The sequence below is a fragment of the Nitrosomonas marina genome, from assembly GCF_900111605.1.
Classification (GTDB): domain Bacteria; phylum Pseudomonadota; class Gammaproteobacteria; order Burkholderiales; family Nitrosomonadaceae; genus Nitrosomonas; species Nitrosomonas marina_A.
The window spans coordinates 1-1485 of sequence record NZ_FOIA01000081.1; the positions used below are offsets into that span (position 1 = coordinate 1).

The following is a 1485-nucleotide window of genomic DNA, read 5'->3' on the forward strand; positions in this document are numbered from 1 at the left end:
TCCACAGTGCTACCGGGGTGAATGAGCAATTCCCCGGACTGGACTTCAACCCGTTAGATAGATTGCCGGTAACGGCGTGCAACCTGGGACCTGCGTATTAACAGGTCTAATACAACACTGTTTTTATTGATTTTATTACCGCCAATGCTCGTCAAAACACGGCAATAATCGTCAGATTTGTCACGTTTTATTTTGGGACGTATCATATTCCCTTTTTAGAAACTTTTATAATTACGTTTTAAGTATTCCGAATACTCTGAGATACATACATGACCCAAGAAAAAAGCGTTTCTGGTGGACTAGCGGCTATAGAAGAACTACGCATTGACTCAAAAATCGGTAAAAGCAAACATTTTTCCGCTAGCGGCAGGAAAATATTATGGCATCGTGTCTTTGGTATACCTGTCATTTTGGCAAACCTCTTTATGGGCATTGTTTTAGTCAACTTGCAGGGCATCATAGCTATAAATAACGCATTGCCTTCCGAAAACGTTGGAAGCAGTGCTATCTTATGGAGTAGCAATTCGGTTTTGCCATTTCTTGCGAACGAGCACCTTGCTTTGGTCTCAATATTCTTGGCTTTTGGTGCAGCTAGTTTGAGCGGTATACAAACATTCTTTAATTTTCACAAGGCTGCCGAAGGACATAGATCAATTGGGAATAGGTACGTTCATGTCTCGCGTCAATGCAAGGCACTGCAGCAGAAGCATCTGGACATTCCTTTCACGCCAGAAGGAATATGGATTGAGTACGAAAAGTTGTACGGAGAATATAATCAGATCAATACTGAAGCCGAATCATTTCCAACTAATTTTTCAGATCTGAAAAAAGCTAAGACAGCTTCGGAGATTTCACCGTATAAGAACCCTCATACAAAAGAAACCTAAGCCATCCCCCAGATCGATCATTACAGTTTCTCTCAATTTATATTGTATTGAGAATCTAGCCATTTCCGATAGTACGGATCTTTTATGTTTTCTAGAATAGATTTTTTAATATCCTCATTGGTTCGTATTTTCTCAGAATTGAGAACTGAGCAAAGCACTAGAAATTTGGGCAAAGGATACGGCCTTTGTAGGTTCTTGGGAAACAAATAGAAGCATAGTTTTCCATCAAGTTTGTCCAGTTGTGAAAATAGCTGGATTTGATTGGCTAATGACACTGTATTTGTTACTCCAGAAGATATTTGTGTGTACAGAAGAGCATCAACTTCGTTACTGTTAGTGACTAGAAGCCTGCTCATTACTGCTGTAACTTGTCTTCTGAGAAAAGAGTCACTTTGCCAGAAGTTTTGATATTTTTTAACAAATGTCAATAATTCACTAGGATGATCGTACTTGGCTTTGAACCATAGTACAGAGTAAAAATCAGCTGAATTATTGTGTTTAAAGTAAGCGTTTAGCCCCACCATATATAAATTAGAAATTGAACTGGTTATCCTCGAATATTTTCACAGGAGGATGGCCGATGACAACACATGAACAA

1 protein-coding gene is annotated in these 1485 nt (G+C 39.0%); it reads left to right on the plus strand.

Annotated elements, in window-relative coordinates:
* Positions 1-269: 269 nt before the first annotated feature.
* Complete coding sequence (locus tag BMY62_RS15805) at positions 270-887, plus strand: SLATT domain-containing protein (protein WP_090662232.1); 618 nt, start codon at positions 270-272, stop codon at positions 885-887.
* The last annotated feature ends 598 nt before the right edge of the window (positions 888-1485 follow it).